This window comes from Methylobacterium sp. WCS2018Hpa-22, assembly GCF_031843785.1.
Lineage (GTDB): Bacteria > Pseudomonadota > Alphaproteobacteria > Rhizobiales > Beijerinckiaceae > Methylobacterium.
This window is the reverse complement of record NZ_JAVTJA010000001.1, coordinates 34776-58359: the sequence shown is the minus strand read 5'-3', so window position 1 is coordinate 58359 and position 23584 is coordinate 34776. Positions and strand designations below refer to the sequence as shown.

Sequence of the window (23584 nt, the reverse complement as noted above, 5' to 3'; positions counted from 1 at the left end):
GCTACAGCGCCCCGGCCGCCGACAGCGCGGCATGGGCGCCGTAATAGAGCCCGATGAAACTCGCGAGGGCGGCCCCGTATCCGAAGGGCATCGTCGCGAGCTGGCGGACCCGCAGCGGAACCCTGGCGTCGTCGGCGGCGATGGCCACCATCGCCACGATGATCGGGGAATGGCCGATCGCGTCGACCTTGCCGAATTCGAAGATCGCCGAGACGAAGGCCGCCGCCAGCACGATCGCCGCAACGCGGCGCACCAGGGGCGTGCAGAGCAGCCCGAAGGCGAGGGCGAATTCCACCGCACCGGCGGCCTTCATGAAGAAGGCACCGTCGAAGCCCATGGTCAGTTCCGGGCGATCGATGAAGAGCGGGTAAGACCATTGCGGATAGGCCCATTTCTCCACCGAGGCCCACATCAGCGTGACCGCCGCCGAGTAGCGGACGATGTCGAGGGGCCGGATCCCGAACAGCTCCCGCCGGAGCCCGGTCAAAGCGAGATAGGCGGCGACGCCGAGGAAGACGGGATAATCCGCGAGGTGGAAGACGCCGTAATTCGCCACCGCGATCCCGAACAGGACGACGATGCCGAGCGCCGACAGCGGCATCGTCTGCCGCCACAGGAACCCCGCCGCGATGGCGAGCTGGAACCAGGGCAGGGCGGTGCTGGTGGTGGTGAGCTCGGGCGTGAGGATGATACCGCCGAGCGACCAGAGCGACACGAAGAAGCCACCGCAGACCGCCCGGAACATCAGTTCGGTGTTCTCCCGCGCCCAGGCCGTGACCCGGTCGAGGGACCGCATCATCGCCTCGCCGAGGATCGTCCGCTCAAGCAACGCGCCGACGAACAGGGCCAGGAGAGAGACGACCACGAGCTGCTCGAAACTATCGCACAGTACCTCGCCGAGCCCGACGGGCGCGCCAGCGACGTCGAATGCACAGAACCATTTGACATGGGCACTGGCCCCAGTGGCGCTCGTGACGAGGACCAGAAGGGCAGCAGACATTGCACTTGGGCCGGGCAACCGACAACGCGCACTCATGTGGTGAAGCCTTAGCGAAATCTGGAGCGCCGACATTCGGCGGCCTTGAAGTCGTTCTACTTAGATTTTATCGATCGTGGAAGGATTTCGTTAATGATTTTTAAGCATCGTTAACGATCTCCCAGGCCGGCTACCCTACCGTGGCACAGACGATCCGCATCCCCGAGCGGTTGTGAAGCGGGGAGGCCAGCCGTGGGCTGCGCCGGTATCGCAAACCCACGTGACCAGGCACGAATCAATGGCCACGTCACCCCCGAGCAACAGCGTAGGCGCTCGTCGAGATTGTCGACGGGATATTTCGGCAAAAGCTGGTCTTCATCGAGGGTCGGCGCCTAAGCCCTCTCTCCGTATCAAGCAGAAAGGCTCTCGCGTGATTACAACACTCAGCCTGTCGACCCTGATCGCAGGCGGCAGCTTCGCTTATGCTTCGACGCGCGTGGCGGCGCGGGCCGCGACCTACGAGACCTGGGGCGGATCCCTGATGATCGTAGGCCTGTCGCTCGCCGGCGTCGGGTTGACGCTGTTCCGCTAGAACCTGGGCGGAATGGGACGATAACCTGTCGGCCGAGCCCGCCGCGATTTCCGCGGCGGCCCTCGCGACTGCGAAGCTGGCGTCGAAGTCTTAGTTCGACGCGGCCTTCTGCTTGGGTTCCGTGGCGGTCAGCGTGGCCAGGAAAGCCAGAAGATCGGCCTTCTCGGATTCCGAGAGGTTGAGCGGCCGGATCTTGGGGGAACGGCTCGGGCGTTCGATGCCGCCGCGATCGTAGAGATCGATCACCTCGCGCAGGGTCGCCACCGAACCGTCATGCATGTAGGGCCCGCGCTGCGCGACGTCGCGCAGGGTCGGGGTCTTGAAGGCGTATTGCAGGCCCTTCGATTTCGGGAACAGACGTCCCCGGCCGATATCGTCGTCCCGGCCGACGCCGATATCGTGGAACGATCCGTCGGTGAACGCCCAGCCGGAATGGCATTCGTGGCACCCGGCCTTGCCGTTGAACAGCGCGAAGCCCGCCTTTGCGGGGGCTTCCACCGCCGAGGCATCGCCGTCGCGCCAACGGTCGAACGGCGCGCTTCCCGACACGATGGTGCGCTGGAATGCGGCCAGCGCCCGCTCGATCCCGCCGCGCGTGACCTGACGATCCTCGAAGGTCGCGGCGAAGGCCGAGACGTAATCCGGATCGGCCCGCAGGCGGGCGATCAGCTCCTCTTCCGAGAGGTTCATCAGATTCGGGCCGGTGATCGGCGTGAAGGCGACGGATTCGAGGTCCGGAAACTTGCCGTCCCAGCCGAGCGGCGCGAACCAACCGACATTGAGCAGGGTCGGCGTGCGCAGCTTCAGTTCGATCCCGGGCTCGCCGATCGCCCGCATCCGCCCGTCGCCCCAATGGCGCGACGGCTCGTGGCAGGTGGCGCAGGAGATGGTGCGGGATTGCGAAAGGACCGGATCGAAGAACAGCGTCCGGCCGAGCTCGACCTGGGCCGGCGTATCGGGACCGCCCTCGGGCACCGGCAGTTCGGACGGGCGTGCAAAGGCGCCGCGCCACGCTGCCGCGTCGTCACTGTTGCTGTGAGTGGCGAACAGGCTCGCGCCGATCACCGCCGCCACCGAAACCGTCACGGCCACCTTGCTGAAAGCCAAGCCTGCCTTTCGAGTCATCCTGCTCTCCGACTGACCAGTCTAGGCGGTTCCGTTTAAGATTGTGTTGCCAATGCAGAATGAGACCGTGCCCGCGTCCTCACGCCGCGGCGTCGGTCCGGCGGTCGGGGGCGGGCGCGAGGAGAAGGACGACGGCTCCGGCGATCATGCACGTCACGGAGCCGAGGAGCACGCCGATCTTGGTTTCGGTCTCCAGACCGGGATTGTCCGCGAAGGCGAGGAGGCCGATGAACAGGCTCATGGTGAAGCCGACGCCGCAGAGCAGCGACAGGCCGTAGATCTGCCACCAGCCGGCATGGGCCGGGCGCTGGGCGAGGCCGAGTTTCACGGCGGCGAAGACCGCGCCGAACACGCCGATCTGCTTGCCGACGAGGAGACCGAGGGCCACGCCGAGGGTCACCGGATCGGACAGCATCGCCGGCGACATGCCGCTGAACGAGACGCCCGCATTGGCGAAGCCGAAGACGGGAAGGACGAGATAGGCCGACCAGGGATGGATCGCATGTTCCAGCTTGTGGAGCGGCGAAGCCGGGTCATCGGGCCTGGCGGGGCTCAGGCGCAGGGGAATGGTGAGCGCCAGGAGCACACCCGCGATGGTGGCATGGATGCCCGATTTCAGCACGAGGAACCATAGGACCGCGCCGAGGACGAGGTAGGGCGAGAGGCGGCTCACGCCCGCGCGGTTCAGCCCGAACAGGATCGCGACGACGACGCCCGCACCGGCGAGGCTCGGGAGCGACAGGTTGGCGGTGTAGAAGGCGGCGATGATCAGCACCGCGCCGAGATCGTCGATGATGGCCAGCGCCGTGAGGAACACCTTCAGCGAGACCGGGACACGCGATCCGAGCAGGGCGAGGATTCCGAGCGCGAAGGCGATGTCGGTGGCGGTGGGGATCGCCCAACCCCGCAGGGTCTCGGGCGAGGAGCGGTTGACCAGGACGTAGATCAGCGCCGGCGCGACCATCCCGCCCAGAGCCGCGATTCCGGGCAAGACCCGGTCCGGCCAGGTGCGAAGCCGCCCGTCCAGCACCTCGCGCTTGATCTCCAGCCCGACGAGCAGGAAGAACAGGGCCATCAGGCCGTCATTGACCCAATGCAGGACGGAGAGGCCGCCGACATAGGCGCCGAGCAGGGCGAAGTAGCTCGACGCGAGGGGGGAATTGGCGACGATCAGGGCGAGCACGGCGCTCGCCATCAGGATCAATCCGCCGCTGGCCTCGCTCCGGAGGGCGTTGCGCAGGGCGGAGAAGGGTCGGCGGGCAGGCGCGGTTTCCAGCATGGAGTACGCCTGCCAGTGGTCGAGCCCGACGGCAAGCCGTCAGAGCATCGGAACGGGCATGCGTTCCCGTCCCGATCGGCAACGCGCGCGGAACGCAAAGTCACCGATCAGAGGTCGATCGACATCGACAGCAGGTAGGTGCGCGGCGCCCCCTGGAAGAACGTGCCGAACGACGCCACGCCGGTCCAGTAATTCGTCCCCGTCACGTTCAGCACATTGGCGCGGAACGTCGTCCGGCGCCCGTCCAACAGGGTCGCGTAGCGAAGTCCGAGATCGAGACGGGCCCAATCCGGCAGGGCCTGAGCGTTCGCCGTATCGACGAATTGCCGCCCCGTATAGATGACAGCGCCGTTCAGGGTCAGGCCTGGGACCCAGGGCAGATCCCACTCCGCTCCGAGATTGAGTTGCACATCGGGTACGCCGATCGGCCGATTGCCCACATTGGCGGCCAGCGCGGATCGCGTGCGCACGCCGTCGAGCAAGGTGAGGCCGCCGAGGACACGCAGCTCCGGTGCGATCTCGCCATAGACGTTGAACTCCAGGCCGCTCACGGTCTGTTCGCCGGTTTGGGCATAGCGGCTGTCCGGGCTCAGTTCGCCGATGGGCCGCGTGATCTGGAAGGCGCTGAAGGAGGTGCCGATCCGGCCGAAATCCACCTTCACGCCGGCCTCGACCTGTTGCGCGACGTAGGGCGCCAACACCTCCCCGAAGTTGGTCGCGGTGGCCGGAGCGATGTCGCCACGGCTCAGACCCTCGATATAGTTGCCGTAGAGGGAGATGTTCTCCCAGGGTCGTACGACGAGACCGAAGAGGGGACTGGTCGCGCTCTGGTCGTAGGACGAGGCCAGGGTGCCCACGTTCGAGACGTAGTTGCGGGCCTCGATACGCTGCTGACGCACGCCCACCGTGAGGAGAATGCGCTCATCGAGAACGGACATCGTGTCCGCCACCGAAACCCCCGTCAGCGTAGTGTCGGACAGGCGCGGCCGAGACGACGAGATGACCGGAGCGATGTAGGGGGCGAGGACGGGATTGTAGATGTTCGACAGATAGCTGCCGCGCACGGCGGAAAGATCCCGTCCCGTATCCTCGGTGTAGACCGAGGTCTGTACCGCGAAGGCGTGGCGGATGAATCCGGTCTCGAACTTGGTCCGGATGCCCGCGTCATAGGTGAGCCGGTCGACGCCGAGATTGTAGTATTGCGGGGCCGTCGTGGTGTCGCCGAGGACATTAGTGACGGTCGGTGCGGACGCGAAGTAACGCTCGACACCCGTTTGCGAACCGCCGATGTCGCCGAAGAGGGTGATCTGGTCGCTCAGGTCGTACTCCATACGCAGCAGACCGCCGCGATCGTCCACCTTCGAGTACTCCCAGGGTTGGCTCACGTTCATACGACCGTCGGCGGCCCTCGGTACGGGCACGCCGGCCCTGAGAAGGAAAGGACGCAGGGGTGCGGTGAAGCGATCGTTCTGCGCCAGCAGGTAGAGCCACGCTCGGAAGCGGTCCCCCTGGAAATCGAGGGCGAGCGACGCGACCCCCGTCGTCTCGGATTGGCGGTCGATGGGCGTGTCGCCGCCCCGCAGGCTGCCGACGAACCGCGCGCCCCATTCCCGGTTCGCGCCGTACCGCCGCGCCATGTCCAGTTGGCCGCCGCCGCGTGCGATCGAACCGTAATCGAGGGTGACACGCGTCAGATCCTCGCCCGCACGTTTGGGAACCACGTTGATCACGCCCCCGATTCCCCCGTTCGGGGCGACCCCCGAGAGTGCCGCCGAGGGGCCCTTCAGGACTTCGATGCGCTCGGCATAGTCGGTGAGGACACGCAGGCTCGGCGCGACGCCGTAGATCCCGTCGAAGGCGATCTCGCCGCTGGTCCCCTCGTTGATGGGAAAGCCGCGGATGGAGAAAGAGTCGAAGGGCGCGCCCGTCGTCTGCGTGGCCCGGACGGAGGGATCGAGGATGAGTGCCTCGGAGACGGTGCTCGCCTGCTGGTCCCGGATGAAGCGGTCCGTGTAGCTCGTGACGTTGAACGGCGTTTTCGCCGTGTCGACATTGCCGAGCAAACCGATCCGTCCCCCCCGTGCGACTTGGCCCCCGGCATAGGGGGCGGACAAGCGTGAGGCGGCCGACATCGAATCCGCGGCGCTCGCGCGCTGCGCCTCCACCGAAAGCTCATCGAGGAGGACACCTCCCGGCGGCGCCGTCGGCGCTTCGAGTTGGACGAAGCGCGGATTGACGAGCGTGATGGTCGACGTACCGGCCGAGCGATACGTCAAACCGGTGTTTTCCAGCAGCTTGGCCAAGGCCTCGAGAGGCAGGAAATCGCCGGCGGCACCCGCCGTGACGAGATTTTCGGTCAGCGACGTCTTGTAGGCCAGCTTGAGCTGCACCTGTTTGGATAGGGCCGCGAGTGCCGGCTCGAGCGGGCCGGCCTCGATGGAAACCCTGACGCGGATCGTGGTCTGTTCGGCGGAATGCTCCGCCATCCGTGTCGAGCCCGGGACGAGGTCGAACCGGGGCAGGGTTTGAAAGAGCCGGCGCGCGGTGGAGGGCTGCTGAGCCGCCGCGACCTGGTTCATCGCGATGAGCGAGACGCCGATCCACGCTCCCCGCGCGAGCCAGCGCGCCCCGACATCTCGATCCTGCATCACCATCATCGGCCCCATCCGTCCAAAACCGGGGCGGTGCGCTTCGCGCTTCTTCGTCCCTGCGGAGATAGACCGTCGACCGGCGCATCTCCTGACGTCCTCCCCGAAACTTTTTTCGCGCGTCGGACAAGGGCGGCTAACGCACCAGGATCACGAACGGCGTCAGGCGGGTGACGCGGATTCCCATCGTGGCGACCAGCACGTCGAGCGCCTCGTCGGTATCGCGTGGATCGAGCGTGCCGCTGAAGCGCCGCTCGCCGACGGAGGAATCCATCAGCAAGATCCGGCCGCGCCGATAGCGCTCGAGTTCGGCGATGACCTGCCGGAGGCTTTGGCCGGAGAACGAGAGCTTACCGTCTCGCCACGACATCGCCTCTGCGACATTTCCCTGCCGCGCGACGGGGCGGTCGCCCGCGTCCCGGAACGCGACCTCACCCGGATGGAGGAGTGCGTGACCGACGGCCGTCGAGACATCGACACGCCCCTCGGCAACGCCGACGGGATCGGCGGCTCCATCGACCCGCACGTAGAAGCGGGTTCCGACAGCGCGGGCACTGACACCGTTCCCGCGCACGATGAAGGGACGCCGCGGATCGGGCACGACATCGAACACCGCTTCGCCTCGGAGAAGATCGACGGCGCGCTCCTCGGCCGTGAAGCGCAACGCGACCGCCGTGTCGGTGTTGAGGTCGATCCGGCTCCCATCGACCAGGGTGCGGGTTTCGATCTCGCCCACGCCCGTCCACGCATCGGCCCGCAGGCGATCGATCAGACCGAGCTGAGCCCCCGCGATTCCGGCGAAGGCGATCGCCACGACGGCGCTCAGCCCCACGGCCCGCCTGGACTTACGCTCGCGCGGATCGGGCACCTGGCCCATGGTCCGACGCCACGTCTCCATCTCCGCATAGGCTTCGGCATGGGCCGGATCGGCCCTGCGCCAGACCTCGAAGGCCTTTCGATCTGCACTGCTCGCATCGGCCGAGGTAAGCCGTACGACCCAGAAGGCGGCGGCCTCATAGACGGGATCGTCCTCCCCTCCGGGCGATGCATCCGGTGAGATGCGCTCGTTCATGCCGCTCTATCGATGTGCCGAGGGGGGATAGGCCGATCCGGTCCTTCATAGCGGACATGCCGGATCGCAAGCTCCCGATATACGGGGTCGTAGCATCGCAACACTAGAAGAAGTCGGCGCAGCGACGGCGTGTATGAAGCAGCGCCTTCATGAGGTGCTTCTCGACCATGTTGCGGCTGATGCCGAGCCGCGCTCCGATCTCTCCGTTCGCGAGTCCATCGAAGGCACTGAGCAGAAAGACCTCCCGGCACCGTGGCGGCAGCTCGTCGATGGCGGCCGCGACCAAGCGGAGCTGCTGGCGCGCGACGACCTGCTCCTCCGTGCGGATCGTCTCGTCGACACCGCTGGCGAGGTGGACGTCCGTCACCTGCCGGAACAGATCGGCCTCGAACCGGCGACGCTTCCCCAAGCTGTTGGCGACGTTGCGGGCCACGAAAAACAGGAAGATCGGCGGGTGCTCGATCTCGGTCCTGTTGAGCGCCTTGATGAGGCGGAGATAGGTTTCCTGCATCGCATCGGCGGCGTCGGCGGGATTGTCGAGCAGCCGAAGCAGAAAGCGTTGAAGCTTCAGACCCTCGCTACGATGCAGCGCATCGACTGAAACCGTTGGCATGATACCAGTACCACCCACTTTGGATCATGGCAGCATCGCTTGATGACCGTGCCTCCGAGCAAAGAAGCGAGTCGCTCATTATGCAAGCCGGGTGGTACTTTGTATGTTTTCTAAATAACTCGTCTTTCAAGTGAGCAAACCTTTGTCTTTTCGGGACAAATGTTCTCCCGAACGACATTTCTAAACTACAGCTCGTTTCCGGATTGGCATCAATTCGTCGTAGTGTTGCAGCGCCACAACAAGACGGATCGAGGTCCGTGGCTGCGGCATGGCCGTTCGGTTGCCCCTCGCATGGCCCGTCAGTCCGCCGCTCTCCCCTTCTCCACCTCCGTCTGGCGCGCCTTCTGGTGCAGCAGGTTGAGGATCAGCGCCGTCCAGCCGGTCTGGTGCGAGGCACCGAGGCCGCGGCCGGTATCGCCGTCGAAGAACTCGTGGAACAGCAGGGCCTCCTCGGCGCCGGGCGCGGAGGCGATCGGCGGGCGATCGCCGAAGGCCGGGCGCTTTCCGTCCTCGCCCTTGGCGAAGAGGGAGATCAGGCGGTCGGTGAGGGCGTCCGCGATGGCGTTGAGGGTCAGGAACGTGCCCGATCCCGTCGGATATTCCACCACGAAATCGTCGCCGTAATAGGAATGGAACCGTCGCAACGCCTCGACGACGAGGTAGTTGATCGGCATCCAGACCGGGCCGCGCCAGTTCGAATTGCCGCCGAACATGTTCGATGTGGAGTCGGCCGGGTCGTACCGAACCGTGAACGCGTCGCCGAACCCGTTGAGGGAATAGGGCCGCTCCAGATGCGCCTTCGACAGGGAGCGGACGCCGTGGGTCGAGAGGAACTCAGCCTCGTCGAGCATGCGCCGCAGCAGCGCCTTCATCCGGTGGCCGCGCAGGAGCGACAGCAGCTTGCGGTCGCCGACGCCGCCCTCGTCCCAGCGCGAGACGAGGCAGGCGAGGTGGGGGCGGTTCTCGAGGAGCCAGTTCAGGCGCCGGGCGAAATCCGGCAGCCGCTGCAGCACCGAGGGTTCGATCACCTCGACGGCGAAGAGCGGCACCAGCCCCACCACGGAGCGGACCCGCAACGGCAGCATCCCGCCGCCGGGAATGTCGACCTCGTCGTAGTAGAACTCGTCCTCCTCGTCCCACAGGCCGAAGCCCTCGCCGCCCATATCGGTCATCGCCTCGGCGATGAGGAGGAAATGCTCGAAGAACTTCGAGGCGGTGCTCTCGTAGACGTCGTTGTGGAGCGCGAGTTCGAGGGCGATGCGCATCATGTTGAGCGAATACATCGCCATCCAGGCGGTGCCGTCGGCCTGGTGGATGCGGCCGAAGCCGGGCGGCGGCCGCGACCGGTCGAACACGCCGACATTGTCGAGGCCGAGGAAGCCGCCCTGGAAGACGTTGCGGCCGTCGGCATCCTTGCGGTTCACCCACCAGGTGAAATTGATCAGGAGCTTGTGGAAGACGCCTTCGAGGAAGGCGAGGTCGCCGCGCCCGCCGCGCCGGTCACGGTCGATCTCGAACACCCGGTAGGTGGCCCAGGCATGGACCGGCGGGTTGGCGTCGCCGAACTCCCATTCATAGGCCGGAAGCTGGCCATTGGGGTGCATGTACCATTCGCGGGTGAGGAGCAGGAGCTGCTTCTTGGCGAAATCCGGGTCGAGCAGCGCCAGCGGCAGGCAGTGGAAGGCGAGGTCCCAGGCCGCGAACCAGGGATATTCCCACTTGTCCGGCATCGAGAGCACGTCGGACCCGGCGAAATGACGCCAGTGGATGTTGCGCCCGCCATCGCGCTCGTGGGGAGGGGCGGGCTGGAGCGGATCGCCCTTCAGCCAGAGCCGCACATCGAAGCAATAGAACTGTTTCGACCAGATCAGCCCGGCGGCGGCCTGCCGGAAGATCGCGCGGGAATCCGCATCGGCGATCCCGTCCTGCAACGCATCGTAGAACGCATCCGCCTCGGCGACGCGGCGCAGCAGGATGGCGCCCTCGTGGTCGACCGGACGGGGCCGCGATCCCGCCGACAGCCTCAGGGTGACCCGCCGGGTTTCGCCGGGCGCGAGGCGGAAGGCGTAATGCAGGCCGAGCTTGGTGCCCCCATCCCTCCGCACGGCGGATTCGTCGCCCCCGACGATGGCCGCGTGGAGCCCATCCTTGAACGGGCCGGCGGCATCGGGCTGCCAGCCATGCAGGCGCAGGTTGGTGTCGTTCTCGCAGAACAGCACCTCGGGCTCGCCGTCGAAGGAGAGGCGGTATCGGCCGAGGCGCGGATGCTCGCAGGCGATGCCGCCATCGGGCTGGACCGCCATGCGCGGGCGCGATTCCGCCGGTCCCTCGCGCCACGACCAGATGTTGCGGAACCAGAGCTGGGGCACGACGCGCAGGTCGGCGGCGTCCGGACCGCGGTTGGTCACGGTAATGACGACGTGGATGTCGTCGATATCTTCCTTGGCATATTCGACGGTCACGTCGAAGAACCGGTCCCCGTCGAAGATTCCGGTCGCCTCGATCTCGTATTCGGGCTGGTCGCGGCCACGGCGCAGCCCCTCGCGGACGAGGTCCTCATACGGGAAGGCGGCCTGCGGATAACGGTAGAGGAACTTCAGGTAGGCGTGGCTCGGGGTCGCGTCGAGGTAGTGATAGACCTCCTTGACGTCCTCTCCGTGATTGCCCTCCTCGTTGGTCAGGCCGAAGAGCCGTTCCTTCAGGATGTGGTCCCGGCCGTTCCACAGGGCGAGGGACAGGCACATCTGCGCACGCTCGTCGCAGATCCCCGCCAGCCCGTCCTCGCCCCAGCGATAGGCGCGCGAGCGTGCCTCCTCATGCGGCAGCGAACGCCAGGCATTGCCGTCGCGGCTGTAATCCTCCCGCACCGTCCCCCATTGGCGCTCGGCGAGATACGGCCCCCACAGGGACCATGCGCGCTCGCCCCGCGCCTGCTCGGCGATGCGGCGGCGTTCGGCCCAGCCGTCGAGCTCGCTCACGCCGATTCCCCTCGTGCCGGACCGGGCCCGCGGGCCTCGCCGAACGGACACGACCGGCGCGCGACCGGCGACGGCTGGCGAAGGCGGGGGATCATGCGGCAACACACGGATAGCGGCTTATGGGCGGTCATCGGTCCCGATGGGCTTTGGCTCAGTGGGAGCCGAGATGCACCATTAGCGCCAAGCGCGGATAAGTCTCCGAGGAACATTCCGTCAGGGGCGGTCCTCGCCCCCCCCGCCGGAGAATGGGTCACGCAGGCGTCACGGAATGGTGCGCGTGGTCCGGCGCGAAAACCGGCGGCGATGGGCGGAGCACTCTGCTAGCCTGCGCCACCGCCACGACAGCCTGATTCCGGTGCCATGACCAGACCACGCACGAACACGGCCCGCACGCTCGGGCTCATCGCATGCCTCGCCCTGGCGCCCGCTCACGCGCTGGCACAATCGGCGACGAATCTCGAGGCCCTGCGCGGGCTGGCGCCGGTGAGCGCCCTGCCGGCGACGGCGGAGGGCAAGGCTGCGCTGGCGGCGAACCTCACGGTCACCGGCGACATCCAGATGGGGCGGCACCCGCAGCCCCTGCTGCTGCCCTTCGCCGAGCAGCAGCGCCTCGCCCTGCGCGATTGCTTCATCACCGACGGCAACGCCACGCAGCTCGCCGACGGCCTCGGCACCGCACTGGGAGATGCCTACCAGGCCAAGGCGCGCTACGAGGACTTCAAGACCTTCACCAGTGTTTCGGGCAGTCTCGCCCGCCTGATCGGCTACACCAACAACATCACCAAGTCGGATTCGAATGCGGGGAAGTACTTCTTTGCCAATGCGACGACGAATGGCGAGGCCCCCGTCTCCGAACCCGCCCGCGCCATTCTCACCAAGGTCGGCGGCACGACGGATGTCTTCGGCAAGACCTATGGCCGTCCCGCCGGAACGCCGGGTGCCGACGCCTTCGGCAATTCGCGCCCGTTCCAGACCGAGCCGAGCCTTCTCGCCTATCGCGGCGAGGATTATTTCGGCGCCGCCTCCCACAGCATGGACTGGCTGCGCGGGCCGAAACAGAACCTGACGGACAGCCCGTCCTATCCGAGCGGCCACACCACCTACGGCTACACGGAATCGCTGCTCCTCGCCCTGCTGGTGCCCGAGCGCTACCAGCAGATGATCGCGCGCGGGGCCGAGTACGGCAACAACCGCATCGTGGTCGGCGCCCATTACGCCATGGACGTGCTCGGGGGCAGGGCGGTGGCACTCCATGCCGTCGCCCATCTGCTGGCCAACGACCCCGCCTATGTGGGTCAGACCCGCGCGAACCCGGCCATCGACAACGAGATGAGCCGCGCCACCGACGGCGCGGTGACGATCTCCGACTATCCCGAGGCCCTGAAAGCGGCGCGCGCGGAACTCCAGGCCTTCCTTCGCGAGGGCTGCGGCGACACGGTGGCCGCCTGCGCCGCCGCCGACCGGAGCCGGTTCAAGGATGCCGCCGCCAACGGGGCCTTCTATGCCTCCACCCAGACCTACGGCCTGCCGGTGGTGCATCGGGACCGGTCAGGCCAGCCGGTGGATGTCGCGCGGGTCGCGCCGGAGGCCGGACACCTCCTCACGGCCGCCTTTCCGGCCGTGACCCTGGACGAGGCCAACGCCATCCTCACCGCCACCCTCGGCCCGGCCGGCGGCTTCCTCGACAACGGCTCGGTCTTCGGCCTGTATTCCCGCCTCGACCTCTATGCGGCAGGCGGCAAGGCAGCGGCCCTCGCCGCGAGCCGGCGCGCCACCGCGCCGTAGCGTTTCGCGCCTGCGGGACGAGCGGTTCTAGACCGCCGCCATCCCGCGGGCGTTCAGGCTTTCTTAGCCATGCCACGGGAGAATGCCGCGTCGCCAACCCGTCGCGAGGACATCGTTCGTGCTCGACCTCATCCTCTACATCAGCGCCTCGGTCTGTGCCGTCGGATGCCTGGGACTCTGGGCGCTGCGCGAGCCGCCGGTCTCCTATCCGCGGGTGGAATGGGACGAGGACGCACGCGGCTGAATACCGCCGCCGTCCCCGCGCTCGCGCCAGGGGGCAGGGCGATCGAGGGATGCGCGACAGTCTCCCCAACCTGAGTTAGGGAGCCGACCGCGCGTTCGCCCGTTGGGGTCCTCGAAGCCCGAGTGAATGCGGCGGCCGGATGGGAACGGGCAGTATGGAGGACGACATCGATCGGCTGCGGCGGCGCGAGGCCGAACTCGAGGCCGAGATCGCGCGGCTGAAAGCGGAGATCGCGTCCGGCATCCATTCCCCGGACAGCGGCCAGAAAACCTCGGCGGCGGGGCCGGAACTGCTGTTCACGGCGGCGGAGAAGACCCGCATGCCGCAGATCATCACCGACCCGAACCAGCCCGACAATCCCATCGTCTTCGCCAACCGCGCCTTCCAGGACCTGTGCGGCTATTCGGCCGAGGAACTCGTCGGGCACAATTGCCGGTTCCTGCAGGGGCCGGGAACCGACCCGGCCGACGTGGCGCGCCTGCGCGACGCCATCGCGGCGCGGCGCGACGTGGTGGTCGAGATCATCAACTATCACCGCGACGGAACGCCGTTCCGCAACGAGCTCTATGTCAGCCCCGTCTTCGACCGGAACGGGCGCCTGCGCTACTTCTTCGGCAGCCAGCTCGACGTCACCCGCTTTCGCACCGAGGAGGGCAAGCTCGCCGAGAGCGAGTCCCGCTACCGGACGCTGTTCGACGCCATCGATGCCGGGTTCTGCATCGTTGAAATGCGGTTCGACGCCACGGGCCGCGCCATCGATTACCGCTTCATCGAGGTCAATCCCGCCTTCGAACGGCAGGCCGGCCTCGGCGACGTCGAGGGCCGCTGGGTCAGCGAAGTCATTCCCGGCATCGAACCCCGCTGGCTCGAAACCTATGGCGAGGTCGCGCTGAGCGGCAATCCCGTGCGGTTCGAGAGCGGGGCGGTGACGCTGGGCCGCTGGTTCGACGTGCACGCCCTGCGCATCGGGGAGCCGGTCCAGCGGCGCGTCGCCATCCTGTTCAACGACATCACCGACCGGCGCGAGGCCGAGACCGTGCTGAGGACGACGGCGCGCGAGCGGACCACGGAGCGCGACCTCGTCTGGCGCGCGAGCCGCGACCTCCTGGTGATCTGCGGCTTCGATGGAATCTACCGGTCGGTCAATCCGGCCTGGAGCGAGATGCTGGGCTGGCCCGCCGATTCCCTGGTCGGCGCGCGGTTCGACGCTTTCGTGCATCCCGACGACCGCAAGGCGGCCGAGCAGGCCATGGACCGGTTGCGGAGCGGCGCCATCCTCGACAACCTCGACATCCGGCAGCTGGCGGCGGATGGCAGCGAGCGTTGGGTCTCCTGGAACGCGATCCCGCAGGGTGACCATTTCTACGCCGCCGGCCGCGACGTGACCGAGCGCAAGGCCCTGGAGGAGCAGCTCCGCCAATCGCAGAAGCTCGAAGCCGTGGGCCAGCTCACCGGCGGTGTCGCCCACGACTTCAACAACCTGTTGACCGTGATCCGGTCCTCCACCGACCTCCTGCGCCGGCCCGACCTGCCGGAGGAGCGCCGGCGGCGCTATGTCGACGCCATCTCGGATACGGTGACGCGCGCGGCCAAGCTCACCGGCCAGCTCCTGGCCTTCGCCCGTCGGCAATCCCTGACTCCCGAGGTCTTCGACGTCGCCAAGGGCGTGGCCTCCGTGGCCGACATGGTCGGCACCCTCACGGGCGCGCGCATCCAGGTCGTGACCCAGATCGAGACCGGCCGGGACGATGCGGGACAGCCGCTGGCCTGCCTCATCGACGCCGATCCGAGCCAGTTCGACACGGCGCTCGTCAACATGGTCGTCAACGCCCGTGACGCCATGGACGGCGAGGGCCGGCTGACCATCCGGGTCCGCCGCGCCACGACCATTCCGGCCGTGCGGGCGCATCCCCGCATCCGGGGCGATTTCGTCGCCGTCTCCGTCGCCGATACCGGCTCGGGCATCGCGCCCGAGATGCTGGACCGGATCTTCGAGCCGTTCTTCACCACCAAGGGCGTGGGGCAAGGCACCGGCCTCGGCCTGTCTCAGGTCTTCGGTTTCGCCAAGCAATCGGGCGGCGAGGTCGTGGTGGAAAGCCGCCTCGGCCAGGGCACGACCTTCACCCTCTATCTGCCGCGCGCGGCGGGCGAGGCCGTGGCGGCCGAGCCGGTGCGCGAGCCGCCGCCCCTGGCCGAGCGGCACGGCACCCGCGTGCTCGTGGTGGAGGACAACGCGGAGGTCGGTGCCTTCGCGACCCAGGCCCTGCAGGAACTCGGCTACGTCACGCATTGGGTGACGGATGCGCAGCAGGCCCTCGACGCCCTGGCGCGCGACTCCGCCGGTTTCGAGGTGGTGTTCTCCGACGTGGTCATGCCGGGCATGAACGGCATCGATCTCGGCCACGCGATCCGCCGCAAATGGCCCGATCTGCCGATCGTGCTCACCTCGGGCTACAGCCACGTCCTCGCCGAGGAGGGCAGCCATGGGTTCGAGCTCCTGCGCAAACCCTATTCGGTGGCCGACCTGTCGCGCATCCTGCGGCTCGCCGTCTCGCGCTGAGGCCGGGGACGGACGGGCGCGACCGGCCGACGCGGAAACATTCGCTGCAGCGCAACGTTCCTTTCTCATCACAGCCGGCGCGCGGCCGACCTGGCACTCTGCCGGGCCTTTTGCCGTCGCGTAGCCTGCCGGCTTTGCCCGACATCGCGGGCGCCTCGGCTCGGCCTGTCCTTCCACGCCGGCCAAGGCCGCACGCCACGCATAACCGTACGGACATCCGCATGAGCATCGCCTCCGCCCTCGGCCTGACATCCTCGAAAAAGGTCCGCTACGCCTTCGTCGCCCTCGGAGACATCACGCAGGAAGCCATGCTGCCCGGCGTGAAGTACACCGGCAATTCGGAGGTCGTCGCCTTCGTCACCGGCGACCCGGAGAAGGCGCGCGGCGTCGGCGCGCAATACGGCGTGACCGAATCCTATGGCTACGAGCAGTTCGACACGCTGCTGGCCTCGGGCACGATCGACGCGATCTATCTCGCCACGCCGAACTGGCGTCATGCGGAGTTCGCGGTGCCGGCGCTGAAGGCCGGCATCCATGTCCTCGTCGAGAAGCCGCTGGAGATCTCGGCGGAGAAGTCGAGAGAGATCATCGCGGCGCAGAAGGCCTCCGGCGCCAAGCTCATGGTGGCCTACCGGCTGCATTTCGAGCCCTGCACCCTGGCGACCATCGACCTGATCCGCTCCGGCCAACTCGGTGACCTCCTGACCTTCTCCTCGACCTTCACCCAGATGGTCTCGCCCGAGAACCACCGGGCGACGAGCGGCATCGAAGCGGGCCCGATCTTCGATATGGGTCCGTATCCGATCAACGCCGCCCGCTACATCTTCGGCGACGAGCCGACGGAGGTGGTCTCGGCCGTGGGCATCCGTCACCCCGACGCCGGCCTCGGCGATTTCGACGATACCGTCGCGGTGACGCTCCGTTTCCCGCAGAACCGCATCGCGCAGTTCGTGCTGTCCTATTACGGCAATACCCTCGACAGCTATTCGGTCGTCGGCACCAAGGGCAGCGTCGAGGTCAACCCGGCCTACATGTACGGCAAGCCCCTGGAGCACACCGTCACGATCGGCGAGGACAAGAGCCACGCCAGCTTCAAGAACACCGATCATTTCGGCGGCGAGCTGAAGTACTTTTCGGATTGCATTCTCGAGGACCGTGAGCCCGAGCCCGATGGCGAGGAAGGCCTCGCCGATCTCCGTGTGATCGAAGGCATCGTCCGCGCCCTGCAGACCGGCACGTCTCAGACCCTCGAACCCTTCACCCGCACCAAGCGCATCGACCCGAAGAGCCAGGAGCAGACGCTCTCGGCACAGAAATCGCCGGAGCTCGTCAACACGTCGAATCCCGGAAAGGGCAAGGACAAGGTTCCGCTCAACTAGCCCGGCCGTTTCCAGACCGCCCCCGTCCCTCGCTCCACAAGTCCCGTAATGAATGACCGAGCCCAGGCGGGCACCGACCTCACCGTCGATGCACGGTGCAACTCCCGCGAGGCGTCGTCCTCGCGGGACGGACCCGTTCGCATCGATCCCGAGGGCACGGAATATCCGATCCAGGATTACGCCCCGCTCGGCGATGGCCGCTCCGTCGTCCTCGTCGGCCCGGACGGCGCGGTGGCGTGGTGGTGCGTCCCCGAGATGGATTCGCCGCCCCTGTTCGACCGGCTTCTCGAGCCGGAGAACGGCGGCTATTTCCAGGTTCGGCCCGATGGCCCGTTCACGATGGAGCGGCGCTACCGCACCGACAGCAACGTGCTGGAGACGGTCTTCACCACCGCGACCGGCACCGCACGCGTGACCGAATCCCTCAACAGCAGCCGCGCCGGCCGCCTGCCCTGGTGCGAACTCGCGCGCCGGCTCGAAGGCGTTTCCGGTACGGTGACGTTCCGGATCCGCGCCGTCTTCGGCACGCGCGGCGACACCCTCTCGCCCTGGCTCCAGCCGACGCCCAATGGCTGCGTCTTCCATGTCGGCCCTGTGCTCGGGGTGATCCGCTTCAGCGACAACGTCCGCGTCATCGAGGAGGAGGACCGCACCATCGCCGCCACGGTGACGGTGGGGGAGGGAGAGCGCGCGGTCGTGGCGCTTCTCGCCGGTGAGGACGAGCCCTTGGGCATCCCCACCATCGCGGAGATCGACGGACGCATCGATATCAGCGATGATGCCTGGCGGCTTTGGGCGGAGGGGCTGGGCTATGACGGCCCGCACCGCTCCGAAGTGCGGCGCAGCGGCCTCGCCCTGAAGCTGCTGCTCTACTCGCCGAGCGGCGCCATCGCGGCCGCCGCCACCTCGTCCCTGCCCGAACGGATCGGCGGGCCGAAGAATTACGATTACCGCTACGCCTGGATCCGCGATGCCGGCTACACCGTCAACGCCTTCCTGCGCATCGGCGCGATGCCGGAGGCGAAGGCCGCCTTCTCCTGGCTGATCGCGCGCCTGCACGAGCACGGGGCGCAGGTCTTCTACACCCTGCGCGGCGGCAAGGTGCCGGAGGAGACCTCCCTCGACCTCGCCGGCTATCGCGGCTCGCGTCCGGTCCGGGTCGGCAACGCGGCGGCGCGCCAGCACCAGCACGGGATCTACGGCGACATCTTCGAGACTGCGACCCTGTTCGTCGCCGACGGCAACATCCTCGACCAGAAGAGCGCGACGGTCCTGGCGGATCTCGCCGACGAATGCGCCGACCGCTGGCGCCAGAAGGATGCCGGGATCTGGGAATTGGAGGTCCCGCAGCATTACACGATGTCGAAGATCAGTGCCTGGCAGGCGCTCGCCCGCGCCGTCGAACTGGCGGAGGCCGGCCATATCGCGGCCACCTGCGTGCCGCGCTGGTCGCGGGAACGCGACCGGATCCAGGCCTGGATCGAGGAGCATTGCTGGTCTGAGGCGCGCCAAGCCTATACGTTCTATCCCGGTACCGACCGACTCGACGCCTCCCTGATCCTGGCGGTCCGTTTCGGGTTCGACGGGCGCGAGCGCCTGTCCTCCACCCTCGACGCGATCTGCGGGGAACTCGGGCGCGGCCCGCTTCTCTATCGTTATTCGGGAGCCGAGAGGGAGGAGGGCGCCTTCATCGCCTGCTCGTTCTGGCTCGTGGAGGCCCTGGCCGAACTCGGCCGGCAGGACGAGGCCGAGGCGATCTTCACCGGCACGCTGCGCGCCGCCGCCAGGGGCGTCGGCGTGATGAGCGAGATGGTCGATCCGGAGACCGGCGACCATCTCGGCAACACACCGCAGGGCCTGAGCCATCTCGCCCTGCTTCACGCGGCCTGCACCTTGCGCGGCGACCGCGAACGAGACCTGAAAGCGGCAAGATGACCGGCACCACCCTCGACACCCGCTCCGGCGCTCTCAGCCTGCCGGATGCGGCGCCCAGCCGGCATCCCGGCCTCGTCCTCACCGCCCTGGCGATGGGCGGCTTTGCCATCGGCACCACCGAATTCGCCACGATGAGCCTGCTTCCGTCCTTCGCGCCCGATCTCGGCATCGACGCGCCGACGGCCGGCCACGTCATCAGCGCCTACGCGCTCGGCGTCGTCGTCGGCGCGCCGGTCATCGCGGTGCTCGCGGCGACGATGGCCCGCAGGACGCTCCTCGTCGGGCTGATGGTGCTGTTCGCGCTGGGCAACGTCCTGTCGGCCCTGGCCCCGAACTATCACGGGATGCTGCTGTTCCGGTTCCTGGCGGGCCTACCGCACGGCGCCTATTTCGGCGTGGCCGCCCTCGTCGCCGCCTCCCTCGTCCCCCGGGAGCGGCGGAGCCAGGCGGTCTCGCGGGTGATCCTCGGTCTCACCATCGCGACGGTGGCGGGCGTACCCCTGGCCAACGTCGTCGGCCAGCTCGTCGGCTGGCGCTGGAGCTTCGGGCTCGTCGCCGTCCTGGCGTTGCTGACGGCGGTTTCGCTGAGGATCTTGGCGCCGCTCGGACGACCGGCTTCGGGTGCCAGCGCCCTGCGAGAGCTTGGCGCCCTGCGGAGCGGGCAGGTCTGGCTCACCCTCGCCATCGGCGCCATCGGGTTCGGCGGCCTGTTCTCGGTCTATACCTACCTCGCCTCGACCTTGATCGAGGTCACCCGCGCGGGGCCCGCGGCGATCCCGCTGGTCCTCGCCGTGTTCGGCGTAGGCCTCACAATTGGCAACCTCGTCTGCGCCTGGGCCGCCGACCGCGCCCTGATGCCGGCGGCTGGGCTGACCCTGGTCTGGACGGCCGTGGCTCTGGCCCTCTACCCGTTCTCGGTGGGCAGCGTCTGGACCCTGGCGCCGGTGGTGTTCCTCATCGGCTGCGGCGGCGGCCTCGCCACCATCCTGCAGACGCGCCTGATGGATGTGGCCGAGGATGCGCAGACCTTGGCTGCCGCGCTCAACCACTCGGCCTTCAACTTCGCCAACGCCCTGGGTCCCTGGCTCGCCGGCCTCGCCCTCACCGCCGGGTTCGGCCTGCCCTCCACGGGGTGGGTCGGCGTGGCCCTGGCACTGGCCGGGTTGGCGCTGTGGGCTATCTCCGCGACGTCGATGCGCCGGACGGCTCGACCGCCGGCAACTTAGCCCGAGGAACCGCGACGCAGGAGGTCGAGCCGTTCACCGGATGGGTCTGCTCAAGCGGTCAGCGGCTGGATATCGAGCTGCATGCCCCGTCCCCTGAGGACGCGGACGAGGCGGTCTTCGAGATCGTCGTCGAGCCCGTCCACTTGCATGTGGAGCTGGCTTCCCTTCGCCGTGCCCGTGACCCAGAGACGATACACCAGGCCCTCCTCGCGCAACTGCGTCAGAAGCCGCTCCGATCCGATCCGGTTGGCTTCGTCGTTCATCGCAATGAGGCTCGTGTCCATTCAGATCTCCCGTTACCGACTAGGACAACGTTTCACGGCGATGTTTCGTCCTGATGTCCGGGGACCCTTTCCCGAACGAGGATAACGGTTGGGCAAATCGGCCCCTTCAATGGAGCCTAGCAATGGGCGGGCCGGGGCCGGGAGGCTCAGCCGCAGCATCTCGCGTTCTGTACGAGACGAGGTTCGGGCCGGGCCAAGCGTGACCTGTCCGAGTTCAGGCTCTGCAGGCTTGAGCGGACCGGCCGGAGACCCACTCGACGGGCCGACGATTGCCAATGCAGACCTATGGGTCGGGCGGATTCAGTATGAATCGTTCTTCATCATAATCGTTGACTGTCGTTTATCGCTCCTGGTCCAATAAACTCTTCAGACGGCTCCGACGCGGCGCCTGGAGACATGAGATGAAGTTCGGATCCGTTATCCTGCTGGGCCTCTTCGCGGCGTCCCCGGCCGCCCAGGCCTGGGCGCAGAGCCCGCGCGACGTGCCGATCACCGACGATCTTCGCCGCGAGGAGCGCATCGAGCGCCGCCTCGACCGGACCATGCCGCCGCCGGTGGACCCCAACGTGTCGCCGGACAATCCGGACGGCGTCGTCGGCTTCGACGGCCCCCCCGGCATGTTCGAGAACGGCGTCGAGAACGGCAGCCCGATCCCCTCCGGCTCCCCCGTGGACGACGACGACGATTAGGCGCCGAACCGGCATCCCCTTCGACGGAAAGCGCTCTAGTTAGGGCCCGTGCCCGTCTCGTCCCACATGCGAAGCCGGCCCTCCCGCCCTCGGCCCGAGCTTTCCCGTTTGACGAGTGCTTCCCGTTTGACGAGCCTTCCCGTTTGATCAGCGTCCGCGCCTTGTCCTACAACATCCGTCATTGCCGCGGCATGGACGGGCGCGTGTCGCCGGACCGGGTGGCCGAGGTGATCGCTGCCAGCGGGGCCGATCTCGTCGCGCTCCAGGAGGTCGATGTCGGGCGCGCCCGGACCGGCGGCCTCGACCAGGCCGAGACCATCGCCCGGCGTCTCGGCATGGATCACCATTTCCATCCGGCCCTGCACCTGGCCGATGAGCGCTACGGCGACGCCATCCTGACCCGCCTTCCGTCCCGGCTGGTCCGGTCGGGCATCCTGCCCGGCCTCGCGAACCGGCCCGGCCTGGAGCCGCGCGGCGCCCTGTGGGTGGAGGTGACGGCGAATGGCCGGATTCTGCAGGTCTTCAACACCCATCTGGGCCTGTCGGCGAAGGAGCGGATGGCCCAGGCGAAGGCGCTGCTCGGCCCCGACTGGACCGGATCGCCCGACTGCGTCTCCCCCTTCGTCCTGATGGGAGATTTCAACGCCATCCCGCAATCCGCGGCCTACCGGAGGCTTGCCGCGCATCTCGTCGATGCAAGGCGGATCGCCGGGCAGAAATCCGGCTCCGCCACCTTTCCGAGCCGCTGGCCGCTGCTGCGGATCGACCATGTCTTCGTCGGGCCGGAGGTGCGGGTGCGACGCATGGAAGTCGTGCATACGCCGCTCGCCCGCCGCGCCTCGGACCACCTGCCCCTCCTGGTGGAGTTGGAGATCGGTCCGGCCACGGTCTGACCCGGAGCCTCGAATGCGAGGAGAGGGCGGGGCGGTCCGGCTTCGGTTGCCCGAAGTCTTCAAAACGATCTCGACCGCGAGGAGTGACACAAACCGCCATCGAGCGAGCGCCGCACGCCCATCTTGCCAAGCCGAGGATGGGAAACGCGACGCTATCGCCGCGGATCGGAGGATGTCGATGACGTGAGGGAGCAAACCGCTGCCAAACGGCTTGTCCCCCCGGCGATGCGACAGGCATCGACCCTGTTCGAGGTTCAATCGGGAATTGCATGGCCGAGGATGTGACGTCGTCAGGCTACGAGTGGACGCTGGCCAGCTTCACCGACACCATCCATCGCGGCGGCGTCGCCCTGTGGGCCTGGTCGCCGACGCGCAGGTTGGCCCAGCTCGACGGGCTCTGCCGCGAGTTCTGGGGGACGTCCGAATCCGTCGTCCCCATCGACGATCTCTTCGCGCGCGTGAACGCGGAGGACCGCCGCGCCATGATGCTCGACTGGGCGGCGAGCGAGGCCGATTCCCATCCCTACAGTTTCGACTTTCGCATCGGCGACGGCCCTGACGCACGCTGGGTCTCCGCCCGCGGGGTGGGGGGAGAGTCCGGCAAGGTCGGCGAGTGGGTCCAGGCCATCTTTCTCGACGTGACCCGGCAGAAGCGCGCCGAAGAAGCCGAGCACCTCCTCACGGCGGAACTCGCGCACCGTGTCTCGAACATGTTCTCCGTCGCCCGGGCGCTGACCGCCATCGTCGCCCGGGGCGCCACCTCGACTCCTCACTTCGCCGAGGACCTGTCGCAACGCTTCGGCGTGCTGCACGAGGCGACGGCCCTGGCGACGCGGGCACAGGCCGGGGACCACGGCAATGTCAGGCTTCGGACGCTGGCCGAGCGGATTCTGTCCCCCTACCTCGACGGCGGCAACATCGAGATCGACGTCGAGGACGCCGCCGTGGCGCCTCCCGGCAAGGTCAACGATTACGCCATGATCCTGCACGAGCTCGCCACCAACTCGGCCAAGTATGGCGCCCTCTCGGGAGGCGGCACGCTGACAGTGACGGGTCGCGTGTCGGACGGAACGCTCACGCTCAACTGGGAGGAGACATCGGCCTCCTCGGGGACGGTCACGGCCGATGGGGGCGGGTTCGGTTCCCGACTGCTGAGACAGACCATCGAGCGCAGCCTGGGCGGCCGTTTCACGCGTCGGATCGACGAGACCGGGCTCGGCTTCGAGATGAATGTCCCGGCCGCCTGAACGACCGTCCCTCCCTCTTCACGTCGCTCGCCAGTCACAACACGCGTCAGGAAACTCGA

At 67.7% G+C, this 23584-nt stretch carries 18 protein-coding genes; 10 read left to right on the top strand and 8 right to left on the bottom strand.

Annotation, left to right across the window (positions count from 1 at the left end):
* Nucleotide 1 precedes the first annotated feature (1 nt).
* Complete coding sequence (locus tag RQI43_RS00245) at nucleotides 2-1000, bottom strand: hypothetical protein (protein WP_207411886.1); 999 nt, start codon at nucleotides 998-1000, stop codon at nucleotides 2-4.
* A 406-nt stretch (nucleotides 1001-1406) separates the two neighbouring features.
* On the opposite strand from RQI43_RS00245, the gene RQI43_RS00240 reads away from it, so the two are divergent.
* Nucleotides 1407-1568 carry a hypothetical protein gene (locus tag RQI43_RS00240; protein WP_200919063.1) on the top strand — a complete coding sequence of 54 codons (162 nt, stop codon included), beginning with the start codon at nucleotides 1407-1409 and terminating at the stop codon, nucleotides 1566-1568.
* A 90-nt stretch (nucleotides 1569-1658) separates the two neighbouring features.
* Here RQI43_RS00240 and RQI43_RS00235 read toward each other — a convergent pair whose 3' ends face one another.
* The 6 genes from RQI43_RS00235 to RQI43_RS00210 all read right to left on the bottom strand — a co-directional run bounded on the left by RQI43_RS00235 (nucleotide 1659) and on the right by RQI43_RS00210 (nucleotide 11283).
* Nucleotides 1659-2693: a cytochrome c peroxidase gene (locus RQI43_RS00235; RefSeq protein WP_311273825.1), complete on the bottom strand. Its 1035-nt coding sequence runs from the start codon at nucleotides 2691-2693 to the stop codon at nucleotides 1659-1661.
* Between the two features lie 79 nt (nucleotides 2694-2772).
* Entirely contained in the window at nucleotides 2773-3972 is a 1200-nt protein-coding gene (gene nhaA / locus RQI43_RS00230) for a Na+/H+ antiporter NhaA (protein ID WP_311273824.1), read from the bottom strand.
* Nucleotides 3973-4079: 107 nt separating this feature from the next.
* Nucleotides 4080-6104, bottom strand: a complete 2025-nt coding sequence (locus RQI43_RS00225; RefSeq protein ID WP_311274088.1) for a TonB-dependent receptor — start codon at nucleotides 6102-6104, stop codon at nucleotides 4080-4082.
* 652 nt (nucleotides 6105-6756) lie between these two features.
* The gene (locus RQI43_RS00220) at nucleotides 6757-7692 is read right to left on the bottom strand and encodes a FecR family protein (protein ID WP_311273823.1); all 936 of its coding nucleotides are present in this window, start codon (nucleotides 7690-7692) and stop codon (nucleotides 6757-6759) included.
* A gap of 103 nt (nucleotides 7693-7795) precedes the next feature.
* Complete coding sequence (locus RQI43_RS00215; RefSeq protein ID WP_405030536.1) at nucleotides 7796-8203, bottom strand: RNA polymerase sigma factor; 408 nt, start codon at nucleotides 8201-8203, stop codon at nucleotides 7796-7798.
* Between the two features lie 401 nt (nucleotides 8204-8604).
* Nucleotides 8605-11283: an MGH1-like glycoside hydrolase domain-containing protein gene (locus RQI43_RS00210; protein ID WP_311273821.1), complete on the bottom strand. Its 2679-nt coding sequence runs from the start codon at nucleotides 11281-11283 to the stop codon at nucleotides 8605-8607.
* A gap of 360 nt (nucleotides 11284-11643) precedes the next feature.
* Between RQI43_RS00210 and RQI43_RS00205 the strand changes: the two genes are divergently transcribed.
* The 6 genes from RQI43_RS00205 to RQI43_RS00180 all read left to right on the top strand — a co-directional run bounded on the left by RQI43_RS00205 (nucleotide 11644) and on the right by RQI43_RS00180 (nucleotide 20412).
* Nucleotides 11644-13068 (top strand): phosphatase PAP2 family protein, encoded by a 1425-nt coding sequence (locus RQI43_RS00205; RefSeq protein ID WP_311273820.1) that lies wholly within the window; start codon nucleotides 11644-11646, stop codon nucleotides 13066-13068.
* Nucleotides 13069-13186: 118 nt separating this feature from the next.
* Nucleotides 13187-13312, top strand: coding sequence for a hypothetical protein (locus RQI43_RS00200; RefSeq protein ID WP_280136546.1), 126 nt, complete (start codon nucleotides 13187-13189; stop codon nucleotides 13310-13312).
* A gap of 154 nt (nucleotides 13313-13466) precedes the next feature.
* Nucleotides 13467-15872 carry a PAS domain S-box protein gene (locus tag RQI43_RS00195; protein ID WP_311273819.1) on the top strand — a complete coding sequence of 802 codons (2406 nt, stop codon included), beginning with the start codon at nucleotides 13467-13469 and terminating at the stop codon, nucleotides 15870-15872.
* 221 nt (nucleotides 15873-16093) lie between these two features.
* Nucleotides 16094-17251 (top strand): Gfo/Idh/MocA family oxidoreductase, encoded by a 1158-nt coding sequence (locus tag RQI43_RS00190; RefSeq protein WP_311273818.1) that lies wholly within the window; start codon nucleotides 16094-16096, stop codon nucleotides 17249-17251.
* A 48-nt stretch (nucleotides 17252-17299) separates the two neighbouring features.
* Entirely contained in the window at nucleotides 17300-19186 is a 1887-nt protein-coding gene (locus RQI43_RS00185) for a glycoside hydrolase family 15 protein (RefSeq protein WP_311273817.1), read from the top strand.
* Nucleotides 19183-20412, top strand: coding sequence for an MFS transporter (locus RQI43_RS00180; protein ID WP_311273816.1), 1230 nt, complete (start codon nucleotides 19183-19185; stop codon nucleotides 20410-20412). Before RQI43_RS00185 ends, RQI43_RS00180 begins: the two co-directional genes overlap by 4 nt.
* A gap of 50 nt (nucleotides 20413-20462) precedes the next feature.
* Here the strand turns inward: RQI43_RS00180 and RQI43_RS00175 are convergent, their stop codons facing one another.
* On the bottom strand, nucleotides 20463-20696 hold the full coding sequence (locus RQI43_RS00175) for a hypothetical protein (protein ID WP_056425396.1): 234 nt from the start codon (nucleotides 20694-20696) through the stop codon (nucleotides 20463-20465).
* A 401-nt stretch (nucleotides 20697-21097) separates the two neighbouring features.
* Here RQI43_RS00175 and RQI43_RS00170 point away from each other — a divergent pair, with 401 nt between their 5' ends.
* The 3 genes from RQI43_RS00170 (at nucleotide 21098) to RQI43_RS00160 (ending at nucleotide 23525) form a co-directional block, all read left to right on the top strand.
* Nucleotides 21098-21385, top strand: a complete 288-nt coding sequence (locus RQI43_RS00170; RefSeq protein WP_056425399.1) for a hypothetical protein — start codon at nucleotides 21098-21100, stop codon at nucleotides 21383-21385.
* A gap of 143 nt (nucleotides 21386-21528) precedes the next feature.
* Nucleotides 21529-22278 carry an endonuclease/exonuclease/phosphatase family protein gene (locus RQI43_RS00165; protein WP_311273815.1) on the top strand — a complete coding sequence of 250 codons (750 nt, stop codon included), beginning with the start codon at nucleotides 21529-21531 and terminating at the stop codon, nucleotides 22276-22278.
* 269 nt (nucleotides 22279-22547) lie between these two features.
* The gene (locus tag RQI43_RS00160; protein ID WP_311273814.1) at nucleotides 22548-23525 is read left to right on the top strand and encodes an HWE histidine kinase domain-containing protein; all 978 of its coding nucleotides are present in this window, start codon (nucleotides 22548-22550) and stop codon (nucleotides 23523-23525) included.
* Nucleotides 23526-23584: the final 59 nt, after the last annotated feature.

Bases quoted from the DNA above. Each gene is read 5' to 3' on its own strand.
- RQI43_RS00180 (WP_311273816.1), top strand. From the start codon at position 19,183: ATGACCGGCACCACCCTCGACACCCGCTCCGGCGCTCTCAGCCTGCCG.
- RQI43_RS00195 (WP_311273819.1), top strand. From the start codon at position 13,467: ATGGAGGACGACATCGATCGGCTGCGGCGGCGCGAGGCCGAACTCGAG.
- RQI43_RS00235 (WP_311273825.1), bottom strand. From the start codon at position 2,693: ATGACTCGAAAGGCAGGCTTGGCTTTCAGCAAGGTGGCCGTGACGGTT.
- RQI43_RS00175 (WP_056425396.1), bottom strand. From the start codon at position 20,696: ATGGACACGAGCCTCATTGCGATGAACGACGAAGCCAACCGGATCGGA.
- nhaA (WP_311273824.1), bottom strand. From the start codon at position 3,972: ATGCTGGAAACCGCGCCTGCCCGCCGACCCTTCTCCGCCCTGCGCAAC.
- RQI43_RS00185 (WP_311273817.1), top strand. From the start codon at position 17,300: ATGAATGACCGAGCCCAGGCGGGCACCGACCTCACCGTCGATGCACGG.
- RQI43_RS00170 (WP_056425399.1), top strand. From the start codon at position 21,098: ATGAAGTTCGGATCCGTTATCCTGCTGGGCCTCTTCGCGGCGTCCCCG.
- RQI43_RS00160 (WP_311273814.1), top strand. From the start codon at position 22,548: ATGGCCGAGGATGTGACGTCGTCAGGCTACGAGTGGACGCTGGCCAGC.
- RQI43_RS00245 (WP_207411886.1), bottom strand. From the start codon at position 1,000: ATGTCTGCTGCCCTTCTGGTCCTCGTCACGAGCGCCACTGGGGCCAGT.
- RQI43_RS00205 (WP_311273820.1), top strand. From the start codon at position 11,644: ATGACCAGACCACGCACGAACACGGCCCGCACGCTCGGGCTCATCGCA.
- RQI43_RS00215 (WP_405030536.1), bottom strand. From the start codon at position 8,203: ATGCAGGAAACCTATCTCCGCCTCATCAAGGCGCTCAACAGGACCGAG.
- RQI43_RS00220 (WP_311273823.1), bottom strand. From the start codon at position 7,692: ATGAACGAGCGCATCTCACCGGATGCATCGCCCGGAGGGGAGGACGAT.
- RQI43_RS00190 (WP_311273818.1), top strand. From the start codon at position 16,094: ATGAGCATCGCCTCCGCCCTCGGCCTGACATCCTCGAAAAAGGTCCGC.
- RQI43_RS00225 (WP_311274088.1), bottom strand. From the start codon at position 6,104: ATGTCGGCCGCCTCACGCTTGTCCGCCCCCTATGCCGGGGGCCAAGTC.